Annotated in this window: 29 protein-coding genes and 1 pseudogene; 17 read left to right on the forward strand and 13 right to left on the reverse strand. The window is 67.4% G+C overall.

All coding sequences use genetic code 11. The features are described from left to right. Positions 1 to 68 precede the first annotated feature (68 nt). The gene (locus AT700_RS08750) at positions 69 to 1,082 is read left to right on the forward strand and encodes an AraC family transcriptional regulator (RefSeq protein WP_003114821.1); all 1,014 of its coding nucleotides are present in this window, start codon (positions 69 to 71) and stop codon (positions 1,080 to 1,082) included. 22 nt (positions 1,083 to 1,104) lie between these two features. Here AT700_RS08750 and AT700_RS08755 read toward each other — a convergent pair whose 3' ends face one another. The 5 genes from AT700_RS08755 to AT700_RS08775 form a co-directional block, all read right to left on the reverse strand. Further along, the gene (locus AT700_RS08755) at positions 1,105 to 1,749 is read right to left on the reverse strand and encodes an ABC-type transport auxiliary lipoprotein family protein (RefSeq protein ID WP_003109195.1); all 645 of its coding nucleotides are present in this window, start codon (positions 1,747 to 1,749) and stop codon (positions 1,105 to 1,107) included. Then, positions 1,746 to 2,684 (reverse strand): MlaD family protein, encoded by a 939-nt coding sequence (locus AT700_RS08760; RefSeq protein ID WP_003114822.1) that lies wholly within the window; start codon positions 2,682 to 2,684, stop codon positions 1,746 to 1,748. The genes AT700_RS08755 and AT700_RS08760 overlap by 4 nt, the downstream gene beginning before the upstream one ends. Before the next feature lies 1 nt (position 2,685). Then, complete coding sequence (locus AT700_RS08765) at positions 2,686 to 3,480, reverse strand: ABC transporter ATP-binding protein (protein ID WP_003114823.1); 795 nt, start codon at positions 3,478 to 3,480, stop codon at positions 2,686 to 2,688. Continuing rightward, positions 3,477 to 4,622 carry an MlaE family ABC transporter permease gene (locus AT700_RS08770; protein ID WP_003452815.1) on the reverse strand — a complete coding sequence of 382 codons (1,146 nt, stop codon included), beginning with the start codon at positions 4,620 to 4,622 and terminating at the stop codon, positions 3,477 to 3,479. The genes AT700_RS08765 and AT700_RS08770 overlap by 4 nt, the downstream gene beginning before the upstream one ends. Positions 4,623 to 4,688: 66 nt before the next feature. Beyond that, a complete protein-coding gene (locus AT700_RS08775) occupies positions 4,689 to 6,143 on the reverse strand; it encodes a TrkH family potassium uptake protein (protein ID WP_003114825.1) in 1,455 nt (484 codons plus the stop codon). Between the two features lie 157 nt (positions 6,144 to 6,300). Between AT700_RS08775 and AT700_RS08780 the strand changes: the two genes are divergently transcribed. Together AT700_RS08780 and AT700_RS08785 are read left to right on the forward strand one after the other, a co-directional pair. Beyond that, the gene (locus tag AT700_RS08780; RefSeq protein ID WP_003114826.1) at positions 6,301 to 6,672 is read left to right on the forward strand and encodes a YkgJ family cysteine cluster protein; all 372 of its coding nucleotides are present in this window, start codon (positions 6,301 to 6,303) and stop codon (positions 6,670 to 6,672) included. Positions 6,673 to 6,736: 64 nt separating this feature from the next. Beyond that, positions 6,737 to 7,297: a nitroreductase family protein gene (locus AT700_RS08785; protein ID WP_003114828.1), complete on the forward strand. Its 561-nt coding sequence runs from the start codon at positions 6,737 to 6,739 to the stop codon at positions 7,295 to 7,297. Here AT700_RS08785 and AT700_RS08790 read toward each other — a convergent pair. The 7 genes and pseudogenes from AT700_RS08790 to AT700_RS08820 all read right to left on the reverse strand — a co-directional run bounded on the left by AT700_RS08790 (position 7,278) and on the right by AT700_RS08820 (position 11,931). Next, positions 7,278 to 7,757, reverse strand: a complete 480-nt coding sequence (locus tag AT700_RS08790; protein WP_003114829.1) for a hypothetical protein — start codon at positions 7,755 to 7,757, stop codon at positions 7,278 to 7,280. The genes AT700_RS08785 and AT700_RS08790 overlap by 20 nt on opposite strands. Before the next feature lie 39 nt (positions 7,758 to 7,796). Beyond that, positions 7,797 to 9,134: a sensor histidine kinase gene (locus tag AT700_RS08795; RefSeq protein ID WP_003114830.1), complete on the reverse strand. Its 1,338-nt coding sequence runs from the start codon at positions 9,132 to 9,134 to the stop codon at positions 7,797 to 7,799. A 114-nt stretch (positions 9,135 to 9,248) separates the two neighbouring features. Next, positions 9,249 to 9,688 (reverse strand): annotated as a pseudogene (locus AT700_RS08800) (Spy/CpxP family protein refolding chaperone). 128 nt (positions 9,689 to 9,816) lie between these two features. Beyond that, positions 9,817 to 10,494: a response regulator transcription factor gene (locus tag AT700_RS08805; RefSeq protein WP_003091491.1), complete on the reverse strand. Its 678-nt coding sequence runs from the start codon at positions 10,492 to 10,494 to the stop codon at positions 9,817 to 9,819. 10 nt (positions 10,495 to 10,504) lie between these two features. After that, entirely contained in the window at positions 10,505 to 10,867 is a 363-nt protein-coding gene (locus tag AT700_RS08810) for a hypothetical protein (RefSeq protein ID WP_003114832.1), read from the reverse strand. Between the two features lie 175 nt (positions 10,868 to 11,042). Beyond that, complete coding sequence (locus AT700_RS08815) at positions 11,043 to 11,342, reverse strand: YciI family protein (RefSeq protein ID WP_003091489.1); 300 nt, start codon at positions 11,340 to 11,342, stop codon at positions 11,043 to 11,045. 1 nt (position 11,343) lies between these two features. Continuing rightward, the gene (locus AT700_RS08820; RefSeq protein WP_003091488.1) at positions 11,344 to 11,931 is read right to left on the reverse strand and encodes a septation protein A; all 588 of its coding nucleotides are present in this window, start codon (positions 11,929 to 11,931) and stop codon (positions 11,344 to 11,346) included. A gap of 215 nt (positions 11,932 to 12,146) precedes the next feature. Between AT700_RS08820 and AT700_RS08825 the strand changes: the two genes are divergently transcribed. The 6 genes from AT700_RS08825 (at position 12,147) to AT700_RS08850 (ending at position 16,636) form a co-directional block, all read left to right on the forward strand. After that, the gene (locus tag AT700_RS08825; protein ID WP_003116406.1) at positions 12,147 to 13,034 is read left to right on the forward strand and encodes a PHP domain-containing protein; all 888 of its coding nucleotides are present in this window, start codon (positions 12,147 to 12,149) and stop codon (positions 13,032 to 13,034) included. Continuing rightward, entirely contained in the window at positions 13,031 to 13,660 is a 630-nt protein-coding gene (locus AT700_RS08830; protein ID WP_003116407.1) for an L-threonylcarbamoyladenylate synthase, read from the forward strand. The genes AT700_RS08825 and AT700_RS08830 overlap by 4 nt, the downstream gene beginning before the upstream one ends. Before the next feature lie 172 nt (positions 13,661 to 13,832). Further along, the gene (locus tag AT700_RS08835) at positions 13,833 to 14,585 is read left to right on the forward strand and encodes a segregation and condensation protein A (protein WP_003124353.1); all 753 of its coding nucleotides are present in this window, start codon (positions 13,833 to 13,835) and stop codon (positions 14,583 to 14,585) included. Between the two features lie 144 nt (positions 14,586 to 14,729). Then, positions 14,730 to 15,728, forward strand: a complete 999-nt coding sequence (scpB, locus tag AT700_RS08840; RefSeq protein ID WP_003114835.1) for an SMC-Scp complex subunit ScpB — start codon at positions 14,730 to 14,732, stop codon at positions 15,726 to 15,728. Positions 15,729 to 15,808: 80 nt separating this feature from the next. Next, positions 15,809 to 16,339, forward strand: coding sequence for a hypothetical protein (locus AT700_RS08845; RefSeq protein ID WP_003114836.1), 531 nt, complete (start codon positions 15,809 to 15,811; stop codon positions 16,337 to 16,339). A gap of 114 nt (positions 16,340 to 16,453) precedes the next feature. Continuing rightward, positions 16,454 to 16,636, forward strand: a complete 183-nt coding sequence (locus tag AT700_RS08850; RefSeq protein ID WP_003091481.1) for a DUF1289 domain-containing protein — start codon at positions 16,454 to 16,456, stop codon at positions 16,634 to 16,636. A gap of 6 nt (positions 16,637 to 16,642) precedes the next feature. On the opposite strand, the gene gap is transcribed toward AT700_RS08850, so the two are convergent. Beyond that, positions 16,643 to 17,647 (reverse strand): type I glyceraldehyde-3-phosphate dehydrogenase, encoded by a 1,005-nt coding sequence (gene gap, locus AT700_RS08855; protein ID WP_023088167.1) that lies wholly within the window; start codon positions 17,645 to 17,647, stop codon positions 16,643 to 16,645. 129 nt (positions 17,648 to 17,776) lie between these two features. Between gap and edd the strand changes: the two genes are divergently transcribed. From edd to AT700_RS08890, 8 genes are all read left to right on the forward strand, one after another. After that, the gene (edd, locus tag AT700_RS08860; RefSeq protein WP_003091478.1) at positions 17,777 to 19,603 is read left to right on the forward strand and encodes a phosphogluconate dehydratase; all 1,827 of its coding nucleotides are present in this window, start codon (positions 17,777 to 17,779) and stop codon (positions 19,601 to 19,603) included. A 102-nt stretch (positions 19,604 to 19,705) separates the two neighbouring features. Beyond that, positions 19,706 to 20,701 carry a glucokinase gene (locus AT700_RS08865; protein ID WP_003114838.1) on the forward strand — a complete coding sequence of 332 codons (996 nt, stop codon included), beginning with the start codon at positions 19,706 to 19,708 and terminating at the stop codon, positions 20,699 to 20,701. Between the two features lie 34 nt (positions 20,702 to 20,735). Next, on the forward strand, positions 20,736 to 21,464 hold the full coding sequence (gene gltR / locus AT700_RS08870) for a two-component system response regulator GltR (RefSeq protein WP_003091475.1): 729 nt from the start codon (positions 20,736 to 20,738) through the stop codon (positions 21,462 to 21,464). Between the two features lie 23 nt (positions 21,465 to 21,487). Next, positions 21,488 to 22,909, forward strand: a complete 1,422-nt coding sequence (gtrS, locus tag AT700_RS08875; RefSeq protein ID WP_003158346.1) for a two-component system sensor histidine kinase GtrS — start codon at positions 21,488 to 21,490, stop codon at positions 22,907 to 22,909. A 57-nt stretch (positions 22,910 to 22,966) separates the two neighbouring features. Then, the gene (locus AT700_RS29285; RefSeq protein ID WP_306822262.1) at positions 22,967 to 23,320 is read left to right on the forward strand and encodes an endonuclease domain-containing protein; all 354 of its coding nucleotides are present in this window, start codon (positions 22,967 to 22,969) and stop codon (positions 23,318 to 23,320) included. 113 nt (positions 23,321 to 23,433) lie between these two features. Then, positions 23,434 to 24,696, forward strand: coding sequence for an ABC transporter substrate-binding protein (locus tag AT700_RS08880; protein ID WP_003091472.1), 1,263 nt, complete (start codon positions 23,434 to 23,436; stop codon positions 24,694 to 24,696). 100 nt (positions 24,697 to 24,796) lie between these two features. Further along, on the forward strand, positions 24,797 to 25,729 hold the full coding sequence (locus AT700_RS08885) for a carbohydrate ABC transporter permease (protein WP_023119412.1): 933 nt from the start codon (positions 24,797 to 24,799) through the stop codon (positions 25,727 to 25,729). After that, positions 25,722 to 26,567: a carbohydrate ABC transporter permease gene (locus AT700_RS08890; RefSeq protein WP_003091470.1), complete on the forward strand. Its 846-nt coding sequence runs from the start codon at positions 25,722 to 25,724 to the stop codon at positions 26,565 to 26,567. The genes AT700_RS08885 and AT700_RS08890 overlap by 8 nt, the downstream gene beginning before the upstream one ends. Positions 26,568 to 26,569: the final 2 nt, after the last annotated feature.

Consider the following 26,569-nt stretch of genomic DNA (forward strand, 5'->3'; position numbering starts at 1 on the left):
TTTAGTATCCTTGGGCCGCCAGGCCGGACGACGGTCGGCGTGCCTCCCGCCAGAACAAGAAGAGACCGATGCCGGAACGTACAACCTTGTCCAGCTGGGTCCAGGGCATCGTCCTCGCCCTGGAGCTGGAAGGCCTAGACGGACGCCAGCTGTTCGCCGAGCTGGGCCTCGACTACCAGGCCTTGCAGGACCCCGACGCGCGCTTCCCGCAGGACGCCATGAGCCGTCTGTGGCAGCGTGCGGTGGCGCTCAGCGGCAACCCGGCGATCGCCCTGAACATCGCCCGGGTCCGGCGCCCGGCTTTCCACGTCGTCGGCTATGCGCTGATGTCGAGCCGCAACCTGGCGGAAGGCTTCGCGCGCCTGGAGCGCTACCAGCGGATCATCGCGGAAGCGTCCGACCTGACTTTCCGCCGCACGCCGCAGGGCTATCGAATCGGCGTCACGGTGCATGGCGATCGCCTGCCGGCGCCACCGCAGAGTGCCGAATGCTCGCTGGCCTACCTGGTGGACATGGTCCGCTGGATCACCGGCCGGTCGCTGGACCCGCTGGCGGTGGAACTGCCCGGCGCGCCCCGCGAGCCGCTGGCACCCTATGTCGAGCTGTTCCGCGCGCCGCTGCGCTTTCACGCCGAGGAGTTCGCGCTGGTGTTTTCCCGCGTCGACCTCGAGACGCCGCTACCCTCGGCCAACGAGGCGCTGGCCCAGTTGCACGATCGCTTCGCCGGCGAATACCTGGCGCGTTTCAGTACCAGCCGCATTACCCATCTGACCCGGCAGACCTTGTGCCGGCTGCTGCCGCAGGGAGAACCCAAGCGCGAACGGGTGGCCCAGGCGCTGCACCTGTCGCAGCGCACCTTGCAACGGCGCCTCCAGGAAGAAGGCACCAGCTACCAGCAACTGCTCGACGACACGCGCCGGGATATGGCCGAACAGTATCTCCAGCAGCCCGGCCTGACCTTGCTGGAAGTCGCCTACCTGCTGGGTTTCGCCGATCCGAGCAATTTCTTCCGGGCATTCCGCCGCTGGTTCGGCTGCACGCCCAACGAATACCGGGCGCGCCGCCAGGAGCGCCCGGGCTAGTCGCCAGGCCAGGCGGGACGCTTCAGGGCTGCACGGCGGGTTGCGCCGAGGCCTGGCGTAGGGTCCAGTCGAGAACCTGGGCCGACAGCGTATCGCCGGCCTTGCCGAAGGCGCTGACCACCGCCGCGACCTTCTTGCCATCCACCGGCTGGCTGACCTCGAAACGCCGGCTGGCGACCACGCGCTTGTCGTCGGTACGCACCAGGCGCGCGTCGTAGCGGATCAGCGCGCTGGCCTGGCCGTTCGGGTACTCGGTCTGGAAGGCGCGAAGGTCGCCGCCCAGTTCGAAATCGGCCTGCAGGTTGCTGTCGTCGCTGCTCAGGCCGCGGACCCGGCCGTCGGCCTGGAACGCCTGCATCAGACGATCGCGCAGCAGCGACGGCGCCGGATCGCTCCAGCGCGCGCCCTGGTACACGCTGATTTCGTCGCCGTGCGGGCGCACCGCGATGCGCGGGCTCTCCAGCACCAGGCTGGTACGCGGCCGGGCGATCCGCAGCGACCAGTCGACCGGCCGCGCGGCGGCGCTGGCCGGAGGGTTGTGCACCGGTAGCAGGTAGACCTGGAGGACCTGCGCCTCCGGCAGGATCGAGCAGGCGCCGAGGGTGGCGAGCGCGGCCAGGCCGGCGGCCAGGGACAGGCGACGCAGCGGGCGAAGGGCGAGCCTCATGGGGTGAACTCCTTGGTTTTTTCCCGGCCCAGCAGGTAGTTCGCCGGGTTCTCTTCCAGGCGCCGGCTGATTCCGCGCAGTGCCGCCAGGGTATCGCGCAGTTCGCTGACCGCCGGGCCCAGCTCGGCGAGTCCCTGGATGCCGCCGTCCAGCGAGTGGCGATTCTCGCTGATCAACTGGTCGAGGGTGGCGCTGGTGCGCTCCAGCGAAGCCATGGTCTTGTTGGCGTTTTCCAGCATCCCCTTGCCTTGCTCGTTGAGCAGGCCGTTGGCGCTGCGCATCAACTCGCTGGCCTGGGCCAGGGCGGCGTTGGCCTGCCTGCTCGCCTGGGCCAACTGCTGCATCACCGCGCTGACGTTCTCGCGCTCGGCGGAGAGCGCGCCGGTGGCCTGGTCGAGATGGTCGAGGGTGCGGCTGATGCGCGCTGTGTTTTCCTCGGAGAGCAGGTTGCTGAAGCGCGCGATGAGCTGGTTGATGTTGCCCATCAGGTCTTCGCCGTTGCTCAGTAACTGGGTCAGCGGCGAGGGCGTGGCGACGATCACCGGGATCTTCCCGTCCTTGCCCTCCAGCATCGGGCTGGCGGGCGTGCCGCTGCTGAGCTGGATGATCGAGGTGCCGGTGATCCCGGTGAGCGCCAGCTTGGCGGTGGTGTCCTGCTTGATCGGCGCGCTGGCCACCACGCGGATGCGTGCCCAGACCTTGCGCGGGTCCTTCGGATCGAGGCGGAGGAAGGCCACGTCGCCGACCTTGATCCCGCTGTACTGCACCGAGCTGCCCTGGGAAAGGCCGCTGACCGCTTCGTTGAAGACGATGTCGTAGTAGTTGAACTTGCCCTCCGAGCCGGACTTGGCCAGCCACAGGCCGAAGAGCAGGGCGGCGCCGATCACGATCACGCTGAACAGGCCGATCAACACATGGTGGGCTCGGGTTTCCATCTCAGTGATTCTCCGGCACGGCGGCGGCTTGGTGGGCGGCGCGCCCGCGCGGCCCGTGGAAGTATTCGCGGACCCAGGCGTCGTCGGTGGCGGCGACCCGTTCCAGGGTATCGACTACCAGGACCTTCTTCTGCGACAGCACGGCGACCCGGTCGCAGATGGTGTACAGGGTGTCCAGGTCATGGGTGACCAGGAACACGGTCAGGCCGAGGGCGTCGCGCAGGGTACGGATCAGGTTGTCGAAGGCCGCCGCGCCGATCGGGTCGAGGCCGGCGGTGGGCTCGTCGAGGAACAGGATGTCCGGGTCCAGCGCCAGGGCGCGGGCCAGGGCGGCGCGCTTGATCATGCCGCCGGAAAGCGAGGCCGGATACTTGTCGCCGGCGTTGGCCGGTAGCCCGGCCAGGGCCAGCTTGACCTGGGCCAGGTGCTCGGCGTCGGCGCGCGGCAGGCCGGCGTTCTCGATCAGCGGCAGGGCGACGTTCTCCACCACGGTAAGCGAGGAAAACAGCGCGCCCTGCTGGAACAGCACGCCGAAGCGCCGTTCGACCAGGGAGCGGCGCTCCTCTGGCAGTTGCAGCAGGTCTTCGCCGAACACCCGCACGCTGCCGGAGGTCGGCCGGCGCAGGCCGACGATGCTGCGCAGCAGCACCGACTTGCCGGTGCCGGAGCCGCCGACCACGCCGAGGATCTCGCCGCGACGGACGTCGAGGTCGAGGTGCTCGTGGACCGCCTGGGCGCCGAAACGGTTGCACAGGTCGCGGACCTGGATGATCGCCTGCGGGTTGTCCTGGTTCACCAGCCCATCTCCATGAAGAACAGCGCGGCGAGGGCGTCGAGCAGGATCACCACGAAGATCGAGTGGACCACGCTGGTGGTGGTGTGCTCGCCCACCGACTGGGCGCTGCCGCTGACCTTGAAGCCTTCCAGGCAGCCGATCACGGCGATCAGGAAGGCGAACAGCGGGGCCTTGCTGATACCGACCAGGAAATGCTGTACGCCGATTCCGTCCTCCATGATCGACAGGAACATCGCCGGCGGGATGTCCAGGGTCCAGGCGCAGACGGTCATGCCGCCGACGATGCCGCAGAGCATGCCGACGAAGGTCAGCATCGGTAGCGATACCAGCAGCGCCAGCACCCGCGGCAGCACCAGCAGCTCGATGGGGTTGAGGCCGAGGGCGCGGATCGCGTCGATCTCCTCGTTGGCCTTCATCGAGCCGATCTGCGCGGTGAAGGCGCTGGCGGTGCGGCCGGCCATGAGGATCGCGGTGAGCAGCACGGCGAACTCGCGGAGGAAGGAGAACACCACCAGGTTGACCGTGTAGATGGTCGCGCCGAAGTTGGCCAGCACCGTGGCGCCGAGGAAGGCGATCACCGCGCCGACCAGGAAGGTCAGCAGGGCGATGATCGGCACCGCGTCCAGGCCGCTCTTCTCGATGTTCGCCACCAGCGGCGTGACCCGCCAACTGGCCGGGCGGACCAGGCTGCGGAACAGGGTCTCCAGGGTCAGGCCGATGAAGCCGAGGAGTGCCTTGAGGTGCAGCCAGAAGGTCTCCATGGCACAACCGATGCGAGCCAGCAGTTCGATGGCGGTGGTTGGCGGCTTGGGTTTCTCCGGCTCGCAGAAGTCGTGCAGGGCGTGGCCGACGGTCTTCAGCAGGGCCTGGCGCTCGCGCGGCAGGCCGGGCTCCAGCTCGGCGAGGTCGGCCAGGCGCTCGGCGCCGAGCAATTCGGCGAGCAGGGCGGCGCCGGCGGTATCCAGGGCGCCCAGTTGGCTCAGGTCGAAGCTGGCGTTGGCCGCCACTTCGCTGCGCAGGCGCGTCACCTCGCGCTCCAGAGCCGTGTAGTGGGCGAGCGTCCAATCACCTATGGCTCTGACGCGGGCGGGCTGGGTGGAGCTATCCAGGCTCACGTGGCCGGGTTGCGGCTGTGTCGTCATGGTGCAGAAGCTTACACCGGCTTTTCAGTCCCTGAGTAGAGCCATTGCAGACAGGCCCGTGAGCGCTCAGTGGCGCCAGAACGCCGGGGTCAGCAGGACCAGCACGGTGATGATCTCCAGGCGACCGAGCAGCATGCCGGCGGCCAGCAGCCACTTGGCGGCGTCCGGCAGGCTGGCGAAGTTGCCCGAGGGGCCGATGATGGGCCCCATCCCCGGGCCTACGCCGGCCACGGTACTGGCGGCACCGGTGAGCGCGGTCATCCAGTCCAGGCCGATCAGCGACAGGCCGAGGGCGAGCAGGCAGACGACGATCGCGAAGAAGAACGAGAAGGTCAGGATCGAGCGGACGATTTCCTCGTCCAGGCGATGGCCGTTGTAGTTCTGCTTGAGCACTGCGCGCGGATGGATCAACTGGTAGAGGTTGGCCTTGAGCAGGGTATAGGCGACCTGGAAGCGGAAGATCTTGATACCGCCGGCGGTAGAACCGGAGCAACCGCCGATGAAGCCGAGGTAGAAGAACAGCATGATCGAGAAGTGCCCCCACATGCTGTAGTCGCCGAGGGCGAAGCCGGTGGTGGTGACCACCGAGGTGACGTTCACTGCGACGATGCGGAAAGCATCCATCCAGGGCAGCTTGGAGGTTACCGCGTACCAGGTGCCCATCAGCAGCCAGGTCACCAGCAGCAGGCCGAGCAGGCCGCGGACCTGCTGGTCCTTGATCAGCGCCTTGCGGTGTCCGCGCAGGGTGGCGACGTAGAGCGCGAACGGCAGGCTGCCGAGGATCATCACCACTACCGCGGTCCAGTGCACCGCTGGCTGCTTCCATTTGGCCAGGGATTGGTCGGAGGTGGAGAAACCGCCGGTGGAAATCGCCGACATGGCGTGGTTGACCGCGTCGAACGGGCTCATGCCCGCGCCCCAGAAGGCCAGGCTGCCGAGCAGGGTGATGCCGACATAGGTGGCGACGATGTACTTGGCGACCATGTGCGAGCGTGGCAGGACTTTTTCCGAGCGGTCCGAGGATTCGGTCTGGAACAGGCGCATGCCGCCGATCCGCAGCATCGGCAGGATCGCCACGGCCATGGCGATGAAGCCGATGCCGCCCAGCCAGTGCAGCAGAGAGCGCCAGATGAGGATGCCCGGGGACATGTCGTCCAGCCCGCTGAGCACGGTGGAGCCGGTGGCGGTGATTCCCGACATGCTTTCGAAGAAGGCATCGGTGTAGCTGATGTGCTGCTGCAGGACGAACGGCAGGGCGGCGAAGATGCATACCAGCACCCAGCTCGATACGGTGAGCATGTACATGTCCCGCGGGCGCAGGTGGACATGCTCGGGACGCCCCGGCAGGACCAGGCCGAGGCCGGTGACGAAGGTGGCGACGCTGGACCAGATGAATGCCTGGATGCCTTCGGTACGGTCGAAGGCGAGCATGGTCAGGATCGGGACCAGCATGCTGGCGGCCAGAGTGATCAGGAAGATGCCGATGATGAAACCGAGGATACGTAGGGTCGGCAAGGCCATGGATCGTGGGGCTCTGGGCTGTGGCGGACCGGCCATTCTACCAGCCGTCCGCGGAGAGTAAATCTGCCGCTGCCCCCCTCTTCACAGCTGCCGCGAAATCGCTAGAATCTCGCTTCGCCCGCCGGCGCTCGCCGGTTTCTCTGGTGTTCTGCCAACCATGTCCACTGACAATCCGTGTCTTACCTGCGGCGCCTGCTGTGCGCATTTTCGTGTGTCTTTCTATTGGGGCGAGTGCCGTTCCGCAGGTGGCGTCGTACCCGACGAACTGACCGTCCGCATCAGCCCGCAGATGGTTGCCATGAGCGGTACCGAGAACAAGCCGGCACGCTGCGTCGGGCTGCTCGGCGAGGTCGGTTGCGGCGTTCGCTGCACCGTCTACGAGCAGCGCTCGAGTACCTGCCGCGAGTTCGAGGCGGCCTGGGCCAACGGCCAGCCCAACCCGGCCTGCGATGCCGCGCGCGCCGCCTACGGCCTGCCGCCGCTGACCCCGCCGCTGCAGCCGCACCTGGCGCCGGGACGGGTCGCCTGAGAGCGGGCGTGAGCCTGGCGATTGCGTCTACAATGGCGATTTCGTTTCTGACAGGAGTTCGCCCATGGAGGCTCTCGACGCCTTGCTCACTCGCGTTTCCCACGCCCGCCTGAGCGATCCCGCGCCCTCGCCGGAGCAGCTCGACCGGCTGTTCCGGGTCGCCTTGCGTGCCCCGGACCACGGGCAACTGCGGCCCTGGCGCTTCATCCTGGTAGAGGGCGAAGGCCGCCGGGCCCTGGGCGACCTCTACGCCCGCGCCCTGGCGAGCCGCCAGCCGGACGCCGCCGAGGAAGCGCTGGCCAAGGCCCGCAACATGCCGCTGCGCGCACCGCTGCTGGTCGTGGCGGTCGCTTGCCTGCAGGACCACCCGAAGGTGCCGCACGCTGAGCAACTGCTGGCTGCCGGCTGCGCCGCCCACGGCCTGGTGCTGGGCGCCTATGCCCAGGGACTGGGGGCGATGTGGCGGACCGGCGAGATGGCCACCGATCCGGTGGTGCACGCCGGCCTGGGGCTCGGCGAGCAGGAGCGGATCATCGGCTTCGTCTACCTGGGTACGCCGATGGGCGAGTTGCGCACGCCGGCGGAACTCGACCCGACGGCCTTCGTCAGCGCCTGGCCGGGCTGAGCGGCAACAGCAGGCGTACGCACCAATACGCGCCCTGGGCGTGCCAGAGCAGTCGTCCGCCCTGCCAGCCGGCCAGTCGTCGGGCGGCTTCCACGGCCGCCGGCAGCCAGCGCCGGCCTTCTTCCGCCTGGCCGAGGATGTCCAGGCGCAGCCGGCCGTGGCGTGCGTCCAGCGCCGGATTCAGTGTGATGCGCTGCCACGGGCGGGCCTGCGCGGCGCCGCCGAGCAGGCCGTAGAGCGCCTCGTGCAAGGCCGGGCGCCAGCTTTCCAGCGGCCAGGTGCCGCGTTCCGGCAGGTTCAGGTCGAGGCGCGCCCAGCGATGCCGCAGTTGCTGGGCGACCTGTCCCAGCTCGACCGCCAGGACCAGCGATTGCGGTTCGTCGCCGGGAGGTTCCGGCGGCGGCGCGATGGCCTGGGCGAGCGGGCGTTCATCGAGGAACAACGAAGCGGGAAGAGTCATGCCGGATGCTCCTGGGGAATTGTTCATCTGGGCGCGGCGTCATTCGGTCGCCTTGCGCCGTAGCGGCAGGCTGAGGGTGGCGATGAAGCCGCCGTCGGGATGGTTGCCCAGGCGCAGGTGCCCGCCGTGGCGCTCGATGGCGCGGCGGGCGATGGCCAGGCCCAGGCCGTGTCCCGGGCTGCTCTGGTTGGGTGCGCGGAAGAACGGCTCGCCCAACTGCTCCTGCAGTTCGGCGGCGATGCCTGGCCCATGGTCGCGGACGCTCAGGCGCAGGTAGTCGCCGGCGCTGCTGGCACGCACCTCCAGGGGTTGGCCGACGGGGTTGAAGCGCACGGCGTTGCGCAGCAGGTTGTCCACCGCGCGTTCGAACATGTCCGGCCAGCCGTCGATGCTCAGGTCAGGCGCCACCTCCAGGCGGATATCCTGTTCCGGAGCCAGCAGCAGGGCGTCTTCGCGCAGCCGCTGGAGCAGCGGTAGCAGGGCGATCCGTTGGCTCGCGCCGGGTTCGGCGTCGAGCCGGGCGAGGGCGAGGATCTCGCCGATCAGCGCTTCCAGGCGGTCGCATTCCTGTTCCAGGCGCGGCCACATCTGCGCCCGCGCTTCCGGTTCGGCGCGTTCGGCCAGGGCCAGGGCGATGCGCAGGCGCGCCAGCGGCGAGCGCAGTTCGTGGGATACGTCGCGGAGCAACTGACGCTGGCTGCCGATCAGGCTTTGCAGGCGTTCGCCCATGCGGTTGAAATCGCGCGCCAGGGTGCCCAGTTCATCGCCGCGCCGCGCCAGGCGGGCCAGGCTGTCCTTCTGGTAGGCGGTCTGGCCGAGGTCGTGCACGGCGCGCCGCAGACGGTTCAGCGGACGGGTGATGGACAGCGTCAGCAGCAGGCTGAACAGGGTCAGCACCACCAGTGCGATGCCCAGCGCGCTGAGCGGCCAGAGCAGGCTGCCGCGGTGCCAAGCCTCCAGCTCCGGGTGCGGGATGCGGTAGATGAACAGATAGGTATGGTTGCTCTGCGGGCTGACGTATTCCTGGCTCAGCTGGCGCCAGGGGAAGCGCGGCAGGTTGCGGTCGCTGGTGCGCGGCGGGCGGTGGTGGGGGCGCGGCAGGTAGGTGCCGTCGACCAGGCGCTGGCCGCTTTCATCGAGCACCTGGATGGAAATCCCGTAGTCGCGACGGCGTTGCTCCAGCAAGCCCTGGGCCGCGTAGCTGCCCTGTTCTTCGTAGAGGGCGGTCCACTGCTCGGCGAGATCCTTCAGGCCAGGATGGCGGGCGATGATCCAGGTGTCCTGGTTCAGCGCACGACCCAGCAGGATGGACAGCCCGGCGACCAGCAGCAGGGCCAGCCAGAAGGCGGCGAGGATTCGCCAGAAGAGTGAACGCATGGTTTTCCTGTTGAATCGCATGTCGGGCCGGCCGCGAGGGTAAACCCCTAGGATATGCGATTCCGGCTGGTCGGAAGACCGCTACCGGAGGACCCGGTAGCGGTGGCTCGGACGTCAGTTGGACTTCTTGTCGGCCTTCCATTGCTGGAATTCGGCCCACTCTGCCTTGCGCTGCTCGCGCTTCTTCTGCAGTTCGTCGAACTTCTTCTGCTGCTCGGGGGTGAGCAGGGCGCGGATGTCCTTCTGGGTCTTCTCGTGGCTGGCCTTGAGTTCGTCCTTCAGGGCCTTCTGCTCGGCCGCCGGCAGCTTGGCCAGGTAGCGCTGGGTGATCTCGTGGCGGGCCTTCATTTGTTCGCCCATCAGTTTGCCCATCTGCTGGCGCTGTTCGCGGGTCAGGTCCAGTTCCTTCATCGGGCCGCCATGCCGGGGACCGTGCTGGCCCATCATGTGGCCGCCTTCCATCGGCGGGGGGGCAGGTCGTTGGCGGCGGGCGCGGCCATGGCGAAGGTCGGCAGGGCGGCGGCGATGAACAGGGCGGTTAGCGTCTTGCGCATGGTGTTTCTCCTTTCTGGGTCCGGCCATTTACCGGATGAGCCCAGTCTAGGGAGGTCAAGGTCAAGCGCGGTCAGCCCTGGGTAAAGCTTGGGTAAAGACCTTGTGTCGGCGGGCTGACGAAACCCGCTCAGTGGCTGTAGTAGTAGCCGCGGCCGCGCAGGGCGAGGATGCGCGGGCTGCCGTCGGGGTGGCTGCCGAGCTTCTTGCGCAGGTTGCTGACGTGCATGTCCAGGCTGCGGTCGTAGAGGGTCAGCTTGCGGCCCAGCGCCAGTTGCGCCAGGGCCTGCTTGTCCAGCGGCTCGCCGGGCTGGCGCAGGAGCGCTTCGAGGATGCGGCTTTCGGAAAGGGTCAGGCTGATCTCCTGGCCGTCGATCTGCGCCACGCCGCGCGTCAGGTTCAGCGACAGGTCGCCCAGTTGCATCTGCGCGCTGGGTTGCGCCGGGTGGGTTCGCCGCAGCACGGCGCGCAGCCGTGCGGTGAGTTCGCGCGGGTCGCAGGGCTTGGCCAGGTAGTCGTCGGCGCCCAGTTCCAGACCGAGGATGCGGTCCAGCGGCTCGCCGCGGGCGGACAGCATCAGCACCGGCAGGTCGGGATGGTCGCCGCGCAGTTGCTTGAGCAGTTCCAGGCCGCTGCCGTCCGGCAGCATCACGTCGAGCACCACGGCATCCGGTGTCTGCTCGGCGAGGGCGCGACGGGCCTGGGCGCCGTCGTGGCTGGCACGCACGGAGAAACCTTCCTGGACCAGCCAGGTACCGAGCAGCTCGCAGAGCTCCCGGTCATCGTCGATCAACAGCAGTTCGCTCATCGAGTGTCGCTCAATTGATCCATTCGCGTCGCTGTCGCCGGCGGCCGCGGCTCAGGGCACCGAGGACGAACGCGAGCAGGGCCGTGGCGGCGCCGGCGACATACCAGGTCTGCTCTTCCGTGAGCAGCGGCGGTTGCCGCTGCGCCTGGGCCGCCTGCAGCTGCTCGCGCAACTGGCGGTTCTCCTGGCGCATACGACTGACCAGTTCGTCGCGCTGGCGTTCCGTTTCCACCAGGCGGCGCTCCAGTTCGGCGGTAGCCTGCGTAATGGAAGGCTGCGCGGCTGGAATCGGTGCCGGCGCGGGTTCCTCGGCCAGGGCCAGGGAAGCTCCCAGGCTCAGCAGCAGGCAATGGGCAGCGGATGGACGCATCATGACTCCTTGTACCGATGAAGCGACGGATTGCACTGTCTTCCGGTTCGCCCTTCCGGCTTGGCGAAAGCGCCGGGCCGGCCTGGTTGCGCTGCGGCGGGCACCGGAAAGCGGCGTCCGGTGCGAAAACGTTTGCCGGGAGGGCGACCGGGCCGGCCGCCGGTACCCGGCGACTGCCTCAGGGCAGGACTTTCTTGAACGGCTTGACCACCACCTCGGCGTACACCCCGGCGGCCCGGTAGGGATCGGCCTCGGCCCAGCTCTGCGCCGCGGCCAGCGAATCGAATTCGGCGACGATCAGGCTGCCGGTGAAGCCGGCGGCGCCCGGGTCGTTGCTGTCGATCGCCGGGTGCGGGCCGGCGAGTACCAGGCGGCCTTCTTCCTTCAGCTGTTCGAGACGGGCCAGGTGGGCCGGGCGGCTGGCCAGGCGGCGTTCCTGGGAAGCGGGGATGTCACGGGCGATGATCGCGTAGAGCATGTCAGTCCTTGGGCTTTTCGCCGGTATCGGCGTCGTGCAGGTGGCGAGCCAGGAACAGGCCCTGGCCGATCAGGAACAGCAAGGTCATGCCGAGGCTGCCGAACACCTTGAAGTCCACCCAGAAGTTCGGATAGGTGAAGACCACGTACAGGTTGGCGAAGCCGCACACCAGGAAGAACACCACCCAGGCGATGTTCAGGCGCACCCAGAGGCCCTGCGGCAACTGGATGGCATGGCCCATGATGCGCTGGATCATCGGCTTGTCGCCGATGAAGTGACTGCCGGCGAAGGCCAGGGCGAACAGCCAGTTGACCAGCGGCGCCTTCCATTTGAGGAAGGTGTCCTCGTGGAAGGCCAGGGTCAGGCCGCCGAGGACCAGGCAGGCGCCGAGGGTGAACCACTGGCTCTTTTCCAGGTGGCGGTGCTTGAGCCAGAGGGCGCCGTAGACGATCACCGAGGCGAGGATCAGGGTCGCGGTCGCGCCGTAGATGCCACTCAGATTGAACCCGGCGAACTCGACGTTCTGAGGGTCTATCTTGTAGACGATGAAGAACAGGATCAGTGGGATGAAATCGATGAATTGCTTCATGGTGGCAGTCAGGACACGGTTGAAACGGCATAATAGCAACCTCTGGATGTTCTGAAACAGTCATCCTGTCTTTCCGAATGCGTCAGGCCTGTGCCGCAGGCGCATTCGCCAGGTGGAGCAGGCTCCCCGGACCCATGAACGGTACGTCTCGATACCGCGAGGCAGCGAATCGGCGTTGCTTCATCACCATTCTTCACTGGAATCAGGATTCAGCCATGCGTGTCGATCTGCATTGCCACAGTACCGCCTCCGATGGCGTGCTCGCGCCCGCCGCCCTGGTGCAGCGGGCCCACGAGAAAGGCGTCGGGCTGCTGGCGCTGACCGACCACGACACCCTGGAAGGCCTGCCGGAAGCCCACCAGGCGGCCGCTCGACTCGGTATCGAACTGGTCAACGGTATCGAGCTGTCCTGCACCTGGGGCGGTGCCACCATTCATGTGCTGGGCTACGGTTTCGACCTCGACGCCGCTCCCCTGCGCCAGGCGACCGAAGCCCTGCACCGGGGCCGCTGGGCGCGCGCCGAGGAAATCGACCGGCGGCTTGCGGCCAAGGGTATGCCCGGTGCGCTGGAGGGCGCGCGGGCGATCCAGCGGGCCCTGGGCGACAGCGGCAACGCGCCGGCGCGGCCGCATTTCGCCGAGTTCCTGGTCCAGGGCGGCTGGGTCAAGGATCGCGCCGACGCGTTCCGCAAGTGGCTGGGGGCCGGCAAGCTGGGAGACGTCAAGCAGCACTGGCCGACCCTGGAGGAAGTGGTCGGCTGCCTGCGCGAGGCGCGCGCCTGGATCAGCCTGGCGCACCCGTATCATTATGATTTCACCCGGACCAAGCGCCGGCGCCTGGTCGCCGACTTTCTCCAGGCCGGCGGACACGCCATCGAGGTGGTCAATGGCGTGCAGCCGGCCGAACAGGTCGGTACCCTGTCGATCCTGGCCCGCGAGTTCGGCCTGATGGTCACCGCCGGCAGCGATTTCCACGCGCCGGGCGACTGGTCCGAACTGGGCATGTACCGTGCGGTTCCAGAGGACCTTCCGGCCATGTGGCCGCGTTTCGCCAGGCATTTTCGCGATACCGAACGTCATTCCGAAGCCAAGGGGGCCGAATGAGCCAGTTCTTCCAGATCCATCCGGAAAATCCCCAGCCGCGGCTGGTCAAGCAGGCGGTGGAAATTGTCCGCCAGGGTGGGGTGATCGTCTATCCCACCGACTCGTCCTATGCCCTGGGCTGCCGCATCGGCGAAAAGACCGCGGTGGATCGCATCCGCCGCATCCGCCAACTGGACGACAAGCACAACTTCACCCTGGTCTGCCGCGACCTTTCCGAGCTGGGCGTCTATGCCAAGGTCGACACCGGCCTGTTCCGCCTGCTCAAGGCGCACACCCCCGGTCCCTACACCTTCATCCTCAGCGCCACCCGCGAGGTGCCGCGCATGCTCCTGCACCCCAAGCGCCGCACCATCGGCCTGCGCGTGCCGAACTGTCCGATCGCCCGGGCGCTGCTGGAGGAACTGGGCGAACCGCTGATGAGCGTGAGCCTGATCATGCCCGGCAGAGGCGAGCCACTGAACGATCCCTATGAAATGCGCCAGGTACTGGAACACCAGGTCGACCTGATCGTGGACGGGGGCTATGGCGGCGGCGAGGCCTCCACCGTGATCAGCCTGACCGACACCGATCCCGAAGTGATCCGCGTGGGTTGCGGCGATCCGGCGCCGTTCATGCAGCCGGCCTGAGCGCCGCCCGAATCCGCCCACCACGAGCCTAGCGATGCAGGACGATAACCCGGCCAACGCCGACACCCCTCCAGCCGAACCCGCCGCCGAGCGGGTGCCGCTGCAACTGGCGCTGGTCTACGGCGAGGCGGTCACCGAGCTGCCGCAGGACCTCTATATCCCGCCGGACGCGCTGGAGGTCTTCCTCGAGGCCTTCGAGGGCCCGCTCGACCTGCTGCTATACCTGATCCGCAAGCAGAACATCGACATCCTGGATATCCCGGTGGCGGAAATCACCCGCCAGTACATGGGCTATGTCGAGCTGATGAAGGCGGTGCGCCTGGAGCTGGCCGCCGAGTACCTGGTGATGGCGGCGATGCTGGCGGAGATCAAGTCGCGCATGTTGCTGCCGCGCTCGGCGGAAGCCGAGGAGGAAGAGGAAGATCCACGGGCCGAGCTGATCCGCCGCCTGCAGGAGTACGAACGGTTCAAGAAGGCCGCCGAAGACCTCGACGAACTGCCCCGGGTCGGCCGCGACGTGCTGGTGCCGGCGGTGGCTGCTCCCGAGGCGCGGGCGCGCAAGCTGCTGCCGGAGCTGGCGCTGCAGGAGCTGATGCTGGTGATGGGCGAGATGCTGCGCCGCGCCGACCTGTTCGAGAGCCACCAGGTGACCCGCGAGGTACTGTCCACCCGCGAACGCATGAGCGAAGTGCTGGAGCGCCTGAAAGGCGGCGCCTTCGTGCCCTTCATCCAGTTGTTCACCCTGGAGGAGGGCAAGCTCGGCGTGGTGGTCACCTTCATGGCGATCCTCGAACTGGTCAAGGAGCAGATGGTGGAACTGGTGCAGAACGAGGCTTTCGGCGCCATCCATGTGCGCCTGCGGATAGCCCGCGAAGCGGAGGAAGGCGAAACCCTGGAGGAAGCCCTGGAAGACGATTTCGAGTGAGCGCGCCGCGCCGCTGGCCATTCGTCCCCCTGCGGACGGTCGCCTTTTCCGAGCTTCCGGCTTCGCTCCCTGCCGTGGCCTGTTAAGCTGCATGCCCGATTCCGCTATCTTTCCCTCTTCCTGGCTCCGGTATCCGTTGCGACGATGAACCTGTCCGATCCCCACGAACTCGCCACCCTGCTCGAAGGCATCCTCCTCGCGGCCGGCAAGCCGCTGTCGCTGGAACGCCTGGCTGAGCTGTTCGACGAGGCAGAGCGGCCGGAGCCGGGGCAGTTCCGCGACGCCCTGGCGATCCTGGCACTGTCCTGCGCAGGGCGCTCCTTCGAGCTGAAGGAAGTCGCGTCCGGGTATCGCCTGCAGATTCGCGAGCGTTTCTCGCCGTGGGTCGGCCGCCTCTGGGAGGAGCGTCCGCAGCGCTATTCGCGCGCGCTGCTGGAAACCCTGGTGCTGATCGCCTACCGCCAGCCGATCACCCGTGGCGAGATCGAGGAGATCCGCGGCGTGGCGGTGAACACCCAGATCGTCAAGACGCTGATGGAGCGGGAGTGGATCCGCATCGTTGGCTACCGCGAGGTGCCGGGGCGCCCGGCGATGCTGGCGACTACCAAGGCGTTCCTCGATTATTTCAACCTGAAGAGCCTCGACGAGCTGCCGCCGCTGTCGGCGCTGCGCGAGATGGAGCCCGAGCCGGAACCGCCGGTCGAAGTGGCGCCCGCGGCGCAGCCGCCGCGCGACGATCTCGACGAGGATGCGATTCCTGCCTCGATCCAGGCCCTGGCCGATCGCGCCATCGCCGAGGCCGGGGAAAGCCTCGAGGAGATCGAGGGGGAGGCCGGCGAGCCGGAGAAGCCGCGCGAGGAAACCAGCTTCCGCAGCCTGCTGCTGGAACTGGACGAGATGGAGCAGGGCCTGAAGACCGACTTCGACGACCTGCTCGACCCTCCGGAGCCCTCGGAGCAGGGCGACGAGTCCGCCGAGCCAGCGGCTGGGCCGATTCCCGTGGTCGCGGAGCAAGCCGTCGAGCCTGCCGTCGCGGAGGCTGTCGCGGGCGCCGATCCCGATGACGAAGAGCGCGCCCTGGCGGAGGCCATGCGCGAGGAGCGCGAGGCACTGGACGCCGACGACGACTGGCCGCGCCGCTGACCGTCGTTCCACCCTGTAGAATTCATCCGGCCGCGCCGGCGAGGCCGGCCCGCTCCGTTTCATCGACCCTGGAACTCCCCATGAAAGAGACCCTGAACGAACTGATCACACTCATCAGCACCGGCTGCATGGGCGCCGAGGAGATCCGGCGGATCGCCGACGAGGCGGCCCAGGCCTACGCCGATCCGGCAGGGTTCCTCGCCGCCAACCCGGACATCAACTACGACGACAGCTTCCCGATCCCGCTCGGCGAGTGGGTGGTGGTCGGTAGCCTGCCGGATATCGTGCTGTTCCAGGCCGACACCTATGCCGAGCTGTTCGCCCGGATCGTCGCCTCCTTCGGCAAGGACGTGGCGTTCAACATCAAGCCGAAGCAGTTGCTCAAGACCGAGCCGCTGGTCGCCCTCAACCGTATCCAGGTGCAACTGAGCAGCATGTATCCGGAAAAGGGCGGTTACGTGCTGGTGGATTTCAGCGAGCCGCTGGACGACGAGTTGCAGGCGGTGCTGGTCTATACCCAGGACCTGCCGCGGGTCATGGCGCTCTGCGTCGAGGCCGGCATCTATGCCGCGCCTGCCTACGAAAGCCTGCGCGACGCCGAGGCCGAGTGACCGCGGGCCGCTCGATCGGCCCGATAGTCATTCCCTCCTGGACGCCGGCCCGCCGCCTGTCGTGAAGTGACGGGCGAGGACCGGTTGCGGTCCGCGCCGAAAAAGGGGGAACGCTTGAAAAGTCCTTGCATCAATATCTGTGAGTTCGATGCCGACGTGTGCCGTGGCTGCGGGCGTACGCGCCAGGAAATCCGTGCCTGGAAGCGCGCGGACAAGGCCGAGCAGCGACTGATCCTCGCCGAGGCCGACCTGCGCCTGCTGGCGTTGCAGGCGCGCGGTCGGCGCAAGTTCCGCTGAGGCGCGTCAGTCGCGGGCGGCGGCCAGCGCCAGGGCGCTGTCCAGCATGCGGTTGGAGAAGCCCCACTCGTTGTCGTACCAGGCCATCGCCTTGACCAGCCGGCCGCTGACCTTGGTGTGGTTGGCGTCGAAGATCGACGAGCGCAGGTCGTGATTGAAATCCACCGACACCAGCGGCTGGGTGTTGTAGCCGAGCACCGGAGAGCCCTCGCTGGCCTCGCGCAGCAGGCGGTTGACCTCGTCTACGCTGGTATCCCGGGCCACCTGCACGGTGAGATCGACCAGCGACACGTTGATCACCGGCACCCGCACCGCCAGCCCGGTAAGCTTGCCGGCGAGTTCCGGCAGGACCAGGCCGACCGCCTCGGCGGCGCCGGTCTTGGTGGGGATCATCGACTGGGTCGCCGAACGTGCGCGGTACAGGTCCGGGTGGTACACGTCGGAGAGGTTCTGGTCGTTGGTGTAGGCATGGATGGTGGTCATCAGGCCGTGCTCGATGCCCAGCTCGCGATGCAGCACCTGGGCCACCGGTGCCAGGCAGTTGGTGGTGCAGGAGGCGTTCGAGACGATCCGATGGGAGGCGCGCAGCACCTCGTGGTTGACGCCGTAGACCACGGTGGCGTCGACGTCCTTGCCGGGCGCCGAGATCAGCACCTTGCCGGCGCCGGCCTGCAGGTGGGCAGCGGCTTTGTCGCGGCTGGTGAAGAGCCCCGTGCACTCGAGCACGATGTCCACGCCGAGGCTCTTCCAGGGCAGTTCCGCCGGGTTGCGGATGGCGCTGACGGCGATGCGGTCGCCCATCACCCGCAGGCTTTCGGCATCGTGCTCGACCTCGCCGGGAAAGCGTCCATGGACGCTGTCGTACTGGAACAGGTGAGCGTTGACCGCGGCGTCGCCGAGGTCATTGATCGCCACTACCTGCAACTGTTCGCGGTAGTGGCCGGTATACAGGGCGCGAAGAACGTTTCGGCCGATGCGACCGAAGCCGTTGATGGCCAGGCGGATAGTCATAATGAGGTCGTCTCTTTTCTATTGTTGTGGTAAAAACCATTACATTTCGTCCAGAAAGAAAAGTAAACATCCTTCAACCGATGATTATGTTGTAAAAACAACAATTGATAGTCTGTAGGAGAATCTGCCATGCACCCTCGTGTGCTCGAAGTCACCCGCCGCATCCAGGCCCGTAGCGCGGCCACTCGCCAGCGCTATCTCGAGATGGTCCGGGCGGCGGCCAGCAAGGGGCCGCACCGCGGCACCCTGCCGTGCGGCAACCTCGCCCACGGGGTCGCGGCCTGTGGCGAAAGCGACAAGCAGACCCTGCGGCTGATGAACCAGGCCAACGTGGCCATCGTTTCCGCCTACAACGACATGCTCTCGGCGCACCAGCCGTTCGAGCGCTTTCCGGGGCTGATCAAGCAGGCGCTGCACGAGATCGGTTCGGTCGGCCAGTTCGCCGGCGGCGTGCCGGCCATGTGCGACGGGGTGACCCAGGGCGAGCCGGGCATGGAACTGTCGCTGGCCAGCCGCGACGTGATCGCCATGTCCACCGCCATCGCGCTGTCTCACAACATGTTCGATGCAGCGCTGTGCCTGGGTGTTTGCGACAAGATCGTGCCGGGCCTGCTGATCGGCTCGCTGCGCTTCGGCCACCTGCCCACCGTGTTCGTCCCGGCCGGGCCGATGCCGACCGGCATCTCCAACAAGGAAAAGGCCGCGGTGCGCCAACTGTTCGCCGAGGGCAAGGCCACTCGCGAAGAGCTGCTGGCCTCGGAAATGGCCTCCTACCATGCACCCGGCACCTGCACCTTCTATGGCACCGCCAATACCAACCAGTTGCTGGTGGAGGTGATGGGCCTGCACTTGCCCGGTGCCTCCTTCGTCAACCCGAACACCCCCCTGCGCGACGAACTCACCCGCGAAGCGGCACGCCAGGCCAGCCGGCTGACCCCCGAGAACGGCAACTACGTGCCGATGGCGGAGATCGTCGACGAGAAGGCCATCGTCAACTCGGTGGTGGCGCTGCTCGCCACCGGCGGCTCGACCAACCACACCCTGCACCTGCTGGCGATCGCCCAGGCGGCGGGCATCCAGTTGACCTGGCAGGACATGTCCGAGCTGTCCCATGTGGTGCCGACCCTGGCGCGCATCTATCCGAACGGCCAGGCCGACATCAACCACTTCCAGGCGGCCGGCGGCATGTCCTTCCTGATCCGCCAACTGCTCGACGGCGGGCTGCTTCACGAGGACGTACAGACCGTCGCCGGCCCCGGCCTGCGCCGCTACACCCGCGAGCCGTTCCTCGAGGATGGCCGGCTGGTCTGGCGCGAAGGGCCGGAACGGAGTCTCGACGAAGCCATCCTGCGTCCGCTGGACAAGCCGTTCTCCGCCGAAGGTGGCTTGCGCCTGATGGAGGGCAACCTCGGTCGCGGCGTGATGAAGGTCTCGGCGGTGGCGCCGGAACACCAGGTGGTCGAGGCGCCGGTACGGATCTTCCACGACCAGGCCAGCCTGGCCGCGGCCTTCAAGGCCGGCGAGCTGGAGCGCGACCTGGTCGCCGTGGTGCGTTTCCAGGGCCCGCGGGCGAACGGCATGCCGGAGCTGCACAAGCTCACGCCGTTCCTCGGGGTCCTGCAGGATCGTGGCTTCAAGGTGGCGCTGGTCACCGACGGGCGCATGTCCGGGGCGTCGGGCAAGGTGCCCGCGGCCATCCATGTGAGTCCGGAAGCCATCGCCGGCGGTCCGCTGGCGCGCCTGCGCGACGGCGACCGGGTGCGGGTGGATGGGGTGAACGGCGAGTTGCGGGTGCTGGTCGACGACGCCGAATGGCAGGCGCGCAGCCTGGAGCCGGCGCCGCAGGACGGCAATCTCGGTTGCGGCCGCGAGCTGTTCGCCTTCATGCGCAACGCCATGAGCAGCGCGGAAGAGGGCGCCTGCAGCTTTACCGAGAGCCTCAACGGCTGGCGCTGATTCTGATAGGTCGATATCCGCCGGCGCTTGGCTGGCGGCTGTCTCTCCGGCAACATCTGCCGACCGTCCCGCCCTGGCGCGGGGCATTGCGGTTCAACGACGATGAATAACGACAACAAGAGAAGCGCCGGCGGCCTCGGCCTGGTCGGCGATATCGGCGGCACCAATGCGCGTTTCGCGCTCTGGCGCGGGCAGCGCCTGGAATCCATCGAGGTGCTCGCCTGCGCCGACTACCCGCGGCCTGAACTGGCCGTGCGCGACTACCTGGCGCGGATCGGCGAATCGGTGGCGAACATCGACTCGGTCTGCCTGGCCTGCGCCGGTCCGGTCGGGGCGGCCGATTTCCGTTTCACCAACAACCACTGGGTGATCAATCGTGCCGCGTTCCGCGAGGAGCTGGGGCTGGATCACCTGCTGCTGGTCAACGACTTCAGCACCATGGCCTGGGCCGCCTCGCGGCTAGGTGCGGACGAGCTGGTGCAGGTCCGCGCCGGCAGCGCCCAGGCGGATCGCGCCCGGCTGATCATCGGTCCCGGCACCGGCCTTGGCGTCGGCAGCCTGCTGCCGCTGGGCGGGGGACGTTGGGAAGTGCTGCCCTGCGAGGGCGGGCACGTCGACCTGCCGGTCACTTCGCCGCGCGACTTCGCGCTCTGGCAGGGCCTGCAGGCGCGCTACGGACATGTCTCCGCCGAGCGCGCACTGTCCGGCAACGGCCTGCTCGCCCTCTATGAAATCAGCTGTGCCCTGGACGGGGTCGCCGTACGCGCGAGCAGTGCGGCGGAAGTCGGTGCCCTGGCCATGGCCGGCGACGCCCAGGCGGACGCCGTGCTGGAGCACTTCTTCCTGTGGCTGGCGCGGGTCGCCGGCAACGCGGTGCTCACCGTCGGCGCGCTCGGTGGCGTCTACATTACCGGCGGCATCGTCCCGCGTTTCCTCGAGCGTTTCATCGCCAGCGGCTTCGCCGAGGCCTTCGCCAGCCGTGGCAAGACTAGCGGCGCTTACCTGCAGGACGTACCGGTGTGGGTCATGACCGCCGAACATCCGGGCCTGCTCGGCGCCGGGGTCGCCCTGCAGCAGGCCCTGGACGCCGAGGGCTGAGTCGGCGTCGAGCAACCGCATAAGGAGGAGCCTCGTGAGCGCGAACGGACGATCGATCCTGCTGGTGGACGATGACCAGGAAATCCGCGAATTGCTGGAGACCTACCTGAGCCGCGCCGGCTTCCAGGTCCGCAGCGTCTCGCGGGGCGCCGACTTCCGCCAGGCGCTGTGCGAGGAGGAGGCGAGCCTGGCGATCCTCGACGTGATGCTGCCGGACGAGGACGGCTTCAGCCTCTGTCGCTGGATTCGCTCCCACCAGCGCCTGGCCTGCATGCCGATCATCATGCTCACCGCCAGTTCCGACGAGGCCGACCGGGTGATCGGCCTGGAACTGGGCGCCGACGACTACCTGGGCAAGCCGTTCAGCCCGCGCGAGCTGCTGGCGCGGATCAAGGCCCTGCTGCGCCGCGCGCAGTTCACCCAGGTGCGCGGTGGCGACGTACTGGCCTTCGAGGACTGGCGACTGGACACGGTCAGCCACCGGCTGTTCCACGAGGACGGCGAGGAGTTCTTCCTCAGCGGCGCGGATTTCGCCCTGCTCAAGCTGTTCCTCGACCATCCGCAGCAGATCCTCGACCGCGACACCATCGCCAACGCCACCCGCGGCCGCGAGGTGCTGCCGCTGGAGCGCATCGTCGACATGGCGGTCAGCCGCCTGCGCCAGCGCCTGCGCGACACCGGCAAGGCGCCGCGGCTGATCCAGACCGTGCGCGGCAGTGGCTACCTGCTGGCGGCGCAGGTGCGGCCGCACCTGCAGCCATGAGCGAACGGCGGCGCTGGTCGCCGGTGCCGCGCTCGCTGCTCGGGCGCATGCTGCTCCTGACCCTGCTCGCGGTGCTGGTCGCGCAAGGGCTTTCCAGCCTGTTCTGGCTGTCGCACCTGCGCTCCAGCCAGCGCGAGGGCCTGCTCACCAGCTCGCGCAGCCTGGCCTACTCGATGGCGGCCAGCGTCAGCTACTTCCGTTCCCTGCCGCTCGGCTACCGTCCGCTGGTGCTCGACCAGTTGCGCAGCATGGGCGGTACGCGCTTCTTCGTCTCGCTGAACGACCGGCCGCTGGAGATGCGTGCCCTGCCGGACACGCCGAACAAGCAGGCGGTGCTGGAGATCGTCCAGGACGTGTTGCACCAACGCCTGGGCAAGGAGGTCGAGCTGCAGGTCGAATTCGTCAGTCCCGACGAGCTGCGCCTGTTTAACGGCGCGCTGAAGCTCGACGAGCTGCCGCGTTCCTGGGCGCACTACGCGCTGACCCTGGAGCCGGTGAACCCGCCGGTGCTGGTGACCCAGATCCGCATCGGCGACAGCGAGTGGCTGTACATCGCCAGCCTGATGCCGGCGCCGTACGTCAGCCTGGAACCCGAGGGACTGCAACCGCAGCAGGTGCTCTCGATCGTTTTCACCAGCCTGTTGCTGCTGCTTTTCACCGGTTTGCTGATGCATTGGCAGAGCCGTCCGCTCAAGCGCCTGGCGCGCGCCGCCCGCGACCTGGCCCTGGGCAGTCCGTCGGCAGCGCTGGAGGAGCGCGGCGCCAGCGAACTGGTGGAGGTGGCGCGCGCCTTCAACACCATGCATGAGCGCATCGACCGCTACCTGAACGAGCGCGGGCAGTTGTTCAGCGCCATCTCCCACGACCTGCGCACGCCGATCACCCGCCTGCGCCTGCGGGTAGAACTCCTCGAGGACGAGCGCTTGCAGGAGAAGTTCGGGCGTGACCTGGACGAGCTGGAACTGCTGGTGAAGGGTGCGCTGCAGTGCGTGAAGGACACCGATATCCACGAGAACGTCGAGCCGGTCGACCTCAACCTGTTGCTCCAGCACATCGCCGAGCCCTACCTGGCCGATGGCCGGGTGGAGGTCGTCGGTCGCGCCGCGGAGCCTTATCCGGGCAAGCCCCTGGCGCTCAAGCGCTGTATCGGCAACCTGCTGGACAATGCGCTGAAATACGGCGAACGCGCCCGCCTGAGCCTGGAGGACGGGCCGGAAGCGGTGGCGCTGCACGTCGACGACGACGGCCCCGGCGTGCCCGAGCAGCGCCTGGAACAGATCTTCGAGCCGCGCTTCCGTCTGTCTCCGCGAGGGCAGGGCTACGGGCTGGGCCTGGGCATTGCGCGCAACATCGCGCACACCCATGGCGGCGAAGTCAGTTTGCAGAACCGTCGCGAGGGCGGCCTGCGGGTCAGCCTGCGCTTGCCGCGCCTGGGGCTGGAGTGATGGGCTGGCCTGCCGGGCCCTTGAACGAGGCGGGCAGGCACGAGGTTCTCCCGTGTTCTGCGGCAGCCGCAGACAGAGGCGGAGCGGGCGCTATGGCAGTGTTTGCGCGGGCATCGATTGCTCGGGCTGAAGTTTCGTCGGCAGAAGGTTCTCGGGCCGTACATCGTCGATTTCGTCTGCCATGAGCGGATGCTGGTGATCGAACTGGATGGTGGGCAGCATGTGGGTTCGCCGGCCGATGCCTGGCTGGAGAGCCGGGGTCCAGGGTACTGCGTTTCTGGAACGACAAGGTGCTGCCGCGCAGGGAGGTGCTGCTGGAGGTCATTTTCGTGTTGTAGGAGGTTTCTGTCGCGAAACCGCCTTGCCGAGTTCGAGTCCAGATTTTCCTGCTCTGCCTCAATCCCAATGTAACCACTCCGTGACAAACCCGGATCGCTTCGTTACCCGCGACGCGGAACGCTTGAATAGACTCGAAGCATTGCAAGCGCAGACTTGCTCCGAATAACAAGAAGAAGGTTTTCCTCATGAATGCGATCCGTCGCCTCTCTGCCGTCATCTGTCTTTCCTCCCTCTGTCTCTCCCCGCTGCTGGCCCAGGCCGGCGAAGTCGAAGTGCTGCACTGGTGGACCTCCGCCGGCGAGAAGCGCGCCGCCGAAACCCTGAAGAAGCTGGTCGAAGCCAAGGGCCACACCTGGAAGGACTTCGCCGTGGCCGGCGGTGGCGGCGAGGCGGCGATGACCGTGCTGAAGACCCGCGCGGTGTCCGGCAATCCGCCGGCCGCGGCGCAGATCAAGGGGCCGGATATCCAGGAGTGGGGCGAACTGGGCCTGCTCGCCGACCTCAACGCGGTGGCCGCCGAAGGCAAGTGGGACAGCCTGCTGCCGAAGCAGGTGGCGCAGATCATGAAGTACGACGGCGACTACGTAGCAGTGCCGATCAACGTACACCGGGTGAACTGGCTCTACATCAACCCGGAAGTGTTCAAGAAGGCCGGCGCCACCCCGCCGACCACCCTCGACGAACTGTTCGTCGCCGCCGACAAGCTCAAGGCCGCCGGTTTCACGCCGCTGGCCCATGGCAGCCAACCGTGGCAGGACGGCACCGTGTTCGAGAACCTGGTGCTGAGCAAGATGGGTCCGGAAGGCTATCGCAAGGCCTTCGTCGAACAGGACAAGGCGACCCTCACCGGAGCGCAGATGGTCGAGGTGTTCGCCGCGCTGAAGAAGCTCCGCGGCTATGTCGATGCCGACGCCGCCGGTCGCGAATGGAGCGCCGCCACGGCGATGGTGATCAACGGCAAGGCCGGGATGCAGATCATGGGCGACTGGGCGAAGAGCGAGTTCACCGCCGCCGGCAAGGTGCCGGGCAAGGACTACCAGTGCCTGCCGTTCCCCGGCACGCAGAAAGCCTTCGACTACAACATCGACTCGCTGGTGATGTTCAAGCTGAGCAACGCGGAGAACCGCAAGGCCCAGGAAGACCTGGCGCGCAGCGTGCTCGACCCGTCCTTCCAGAAGGACTTCAACCTCAACAAGGGCTCCATCCCGGTTCGCCTGGACGCCGACATGGCGCCGTTCGACAGTTGCGCCCAGCAGTCGATGAAGGACTTCAAGCAGGCTTCCCAGGACGGCAACCTGGTGCCGAGCATGGCCCACAGCATGGCCGCTTCCAGCTACGTGCAGGGGGCGATCTTCGACGTGGTGACCAACTTCTTCAACGACCCCGCCGCGGATCCGCAGAAGGCCGCCCAGCAACTGGCGGCCGCCATCGAGGCGGCGGCGCAGTAAGTCCCTGGCGCGGAGCCCGGCCTGGGCTCCGCTCGATCCTCCCGACTGGCTCCGTGCCGCCGAGCGGCACGGGTGGGTTCCTTCGCACGCGAGAAAACGCATGGCGACCAATTCCCCTGTCTATCCCAAGGCTCCGGTAGCGCCTCGTCGCGTCTCGCCACTCGATCGCCTGCAAGGCTGGCTGCCGAAGCTGGTGCTGGCGCCAAGCGTGGTCGTGGTGCTGTTCTGCATGTATGGCTACATCGGCTGGACGCTGCTGCTGTCCTTCACCAACTCGCGCTTCATGCCCAGCTACAAGTGGGCCGGGCTGAGCCAGTACCAGCGCCTGTGGGACAACGACCGCTGGTGGGTGGCGAGCAAGAACCTGCTGCTCTTCGGCGGCTCGTTCATCGCCATCTGCCTGGTGCTCGGAGTGTTCCTCGCAGTGCTGCTGGACCAGCGCATCCGCCGCGAAGGCTTCATCCGCACCCTCTACCTGTATCCCATGGCGTTGTCGATGATCGTCACCGGCACCGCCTGGAAGTGGCTGCTCAATCCGGGCCTGGGCCTGGACAAGCTGCTCCGCGACTGGGGCTGGGAAGGTTTCCGCTTCGACTGGCTGGTGGACCCGGAGCGGGTCGTCTACTGCCTGGTGATCGCCGCCGTGTGGCAGGCCTCCGGCTTCGTCATGGCGCTGTTCCTCGCCGGCCTGCGCGGGGTCGACCCGGCCATCGTGCGCGCCGCCCAGGTCGACGGTGCGAGCCTGCCGACCATCTACCTGCGCATCGTCCTGCCGAGCCTGCGCCCGGTGTTCTTCAGCGCGCTGATGATCCTCGCCCATATCGCGATCAAGAGCTTCGACCTGGTGGCGGCGATGACCGCCGGCGGCCCGGGTTATTCCTCCGACCTGCCGGCGATGTTCATGTATGCGCATACCTTCACCCGTGGCCAGATGGGGCTCGGCGCGGCGAGCGCGATGCTGATGCTCGGCGCTGTACTGGCGATCGTGGTGCCTTACCTGTATTCCGAACTGCGAGGCAAGCGCCATGCGTGACGCGTCCCTGAACCCGAGCTTCAGCGTCAGCCGCCTGGCCGTGCACCTGACCCTCTGGGGCGCCTGCGCGCTTTACCTGGTGCCGCTGCTGGTGATGCTGCTGACCAGCTTCAAGACGCCGGACGACATCCGCACCGGCAACCTGCTGTCGCTGCCCGACACCTTCACCGTCATCGGCTGGCTCAAGGCCTGGGACAGCGTCGGCGCGTTCTTCTGGAACTCGGTGCTGATCACCGTGCCCGGCGTGCTGATCTCCACCTTCATCGGCGCGTTGAACGGCTACGTGCTGTCGATGTGGCGCTTCCGCGGTTCCCAGCTGTTCTTCGGCGCGCTGTTGTTCGGCTGCTTCCTGCCGTTCCAGGTGATCCTCCTGCCGATGTCCTTCACCCTCGGCAAGCTCGGCCTGGCCAATACCACCAGTGGCCTGGTGCTGGTCCACGTGATCTACGGCCTGGCCTTCACCACGCTGTTCTTCCGCAACTATTTCGTGGCGATCCCGGATGCCCTGGTCAAGGCCGCGCGCCTGGACGGCGCCGGCTTCTTCACCATCTTCCTGCGCATCCTGCTACCGATGTCCACGCCCATCGTGATGGTCTGCCTGATCTGGCAGTTCACCCAGATCTGGAACGACTTCCTGTTCGGCGTGGTGTTCGCCAGCGGCGATTCGCAACCGATCACCGTGGCCCTGAACAACCTGGTGAACATCACCACCGGGGTCAAGGAATACAACGTCGACATGGCCGCGGCGATGATCGCCGCGCTGCCCACGCTGGTGGTCTACGTACTGGCCGGCAAGTACTTCGTGCGCGGCCTCACCGCCGGCGCCGTGAAAGGCTGAGA

Origin of the sequence: Pseudomonas aeruginosa, assembly GCF_001457615.1 — a bacterium.
Lineage (GTDB): Bacteria > Pseudomonadota > Gammaproteobacteria > Pseudomonadales > Pseudomonadaceae > Pseudomonas > Pseudomonas aeruginosa.

Coding starts and splice junctions, on each gene's coding strand:
- AT700_RS08750 (WP_003114821.1), top strand. CDS start 69: ATGCCGGAACGTACAACCTTGTCCAGCTGGGTCCAGGGCATCGTCCTC.
- AT700_RS08755 (WP_003109195.1), bottom strand. CDS start 1,749: ATGAGGCTCGCCCTTCGCCCGCTGCGTCGCCTGTCCCTGGCCGCCGGC.
- AT700_RS08760 (WP_003114822.1), bottom strand. CDS start 2,684: ATGGAAACCCGAGCCCACCATGTGTTGATCGGCCTGTTCAGCGTGATC.
- AT700_RS08770 (WP_003452815.1), bottom strand. CDS start 4,622: ATGACGACACAGCCGCAACCCGGCCACGTGAGCCTGGATAGCTCCACC.
- AT700_RS08775 (WP_003114825.1), bottom strand. CDS start 6,143: ATGGCCTTGCCGACCCTACGTATCCTCGGTTTCATCATCGGCATCTTC.
- AT700_RS08780 (WP_003114826.1), top strand. CDS start 6,301: ATGTCCACTGACAATCCGTGTCTTACCTGCGGCGCCTGCTGTGCGCAT.
- AT700_RS08785 (WP_003114828.1), top strand. CDS start 6,737: ATGGAGGCTCTCGACGCCTTGCTCACTCGCGTTTCCCACGCCCGCCTG.
- AT700_RS08790 (WP_003114829.1), bottom strand. CDS start 7,757: ATGACTCTTCCCGCTTCGTTGTTCCTCGATGAACGCCCGCTCGCCCAG.
- AT700_RS08795 (WP_003114830.1), bottom strand. CDS start 9,134: ATGCGTTCACTCTTCTGGCGAATCCTCGCCGCCTTCTGGCTGGCCCTG.
- AT700_RS08805 (WP_003091491.1), bottom strand. CDS start 10,494: ATGAGCGAACTGCTGTTGATCGACGATGACCGGGAGCTCTGCGAGCTG.
- AT700_RS08810 (WP_003114832.1), bottom strand. CDS start 10,867: ATGATGCGTCCATCCGCTGCCCATTGCCTGCTGCTGAGCCTGGGAGCT.
- AT700_RS08815 (WP_003091489.1), bottom strand. CDS start 11,342: ATGCTCTACGCGATCATCGCCCGTGACATCCCCGCTTCCCAGGAACGC.
- AT700_RS08820 (WP_003091488.1), bottom strand. CDS start 11,931: ATGAAGCAATTCATCGATTTCATCCCACTGATCCTGTTCTTCATCGTC.
- AT700_RS08825 (WP_003116406.1), top strand. CDS start 12,147: ATGCGTGTCGATCTGCATTGCCACAGTACCGCCTCCGATGGCGTGCTC.
- AT700_RS08830 (WP_003116407.1), top strand. CDS start 13,031: ATGAGCCAGTTCTTCCAGATCCATCCGGAAAATCCCCAGCCGCGGCTG.
- scpB (WP_003114835.1), top strand. CDS start 14,730: ATGAACCTGTCCGATCCCCACGAACTCGCCACCCTGCTCGAAGGCATC.
- AT700_RS08845 (WP_003114836.1), top strand. CDS start 15,809: ATGAAAGAGACCCTGAACGAACTGATCACACTCATCAGCACCGGCTGC.
- gap (WP_023088167.1), bottom strand. CDS start 17,647: ATGACTATCCGCCTGGCCATCAACGGCTTCGGTCGCATCGGCCGAAAC.
- edd (WP_003091478.1), top strand. CDS start 17,777: ATGCACCCTCGTGTGCTCGAAGTCACCCGCCGCATCCAGGCCCGTAGC.
- AT700_RS08865 (WP_003114838.1), top strand. CDS start 19,706: ATGAATAACGACAACAAGAGAAGCGCCGGCGGCCTCGGCCTGGTCGGC.
- AT700_RS08880 (WP_003091472.1), top strand. CDS start 23,434: ATGAATGCGATCCGTCGCCTCTCTGCCGTCATCTGTCTTTCCTCCCTC.
- AT700_RS08885 (WP_023119412.1), top strand. CDS start 24,797: ATGGCGACCAATTCCCCTGTCTATCCCAAGGCTCCGGTAGCGCCTCGT.
- AT700_RS08890 (WP_003091470.1), top strand. CDS start 25,722: ATGCGTGACGCGTCCCTGAACCCGAGCTTCAGCGTCAGCCGCCTGGCC.